The 496-nt window shown below is 73.8% G+C and carries 1 protein-coding gene; it reads right to left on the minus strand.

The genetic code is table 11. The features are described from left to right. Window positions 1-496: histidine kinase dimerization/phospho-acceptor domain-containing protein (locus tag K9U41_RS23095; RefSeq protein WP_282643171.1), on the minus strand; the 496-nt coding region annotated here is incomplete at both ends.

The raw sequence follows: 496 nt of genomic DNA on the forward strand, positions 1-496 counted from the left end.
GGCCGTGGTCGCGCACGCGGATGCGAAGCAGGCCGGGCAGCGCCTCGGCGGCAACGTCGATCGGCGGCGCGCCGTACTTGGCGGCGTTCTCCAGCAGGTTCACGAGCACGCGCTCGATCAGTACCGCGTCGAACTCCACGAGCGGCAGGTCCGCGGACAGCGCGGTGCGCACCTCCAGCGCCCCCAGGGCGGGCCGTGCCGCCCGGATGGCCGAGCCCACCACCTCCTCCACCGACTGCCAGTCGCGCCGCAGGCGCACGCTGCCGCCCGCCAGGCCGCTCTCCAGCCGCGCCATGTCCAGCAGGTTGCTGACCAGGGCATGCAGCTGGTGGGCCTGCTGCACGATGGCCCGCGACGCGGCAGGCAGTGCTTCGTCGGACTGGGCCGGCAGCGACTCCGCCAGCGCGATGAGCGCGGTGAGCGGCGTGCGCACGTCGTGCGAGATGGCGCCGAGCAGTGCGTTGCGCAGGCGCTCGGATTCCATGTCCAGCACGGC

Source organism: Xanthobacter autotrophicus (assembly GCF_029991245.1).
In the GTDB taxonomy this organism is placed as follows: Bacteria; Pseudomonadota; Alphaproteobacteria; order Rhizobiales; family Xanthobacteraceae; genus Xanthobacter; species Xanthobacter autotrophicus_C.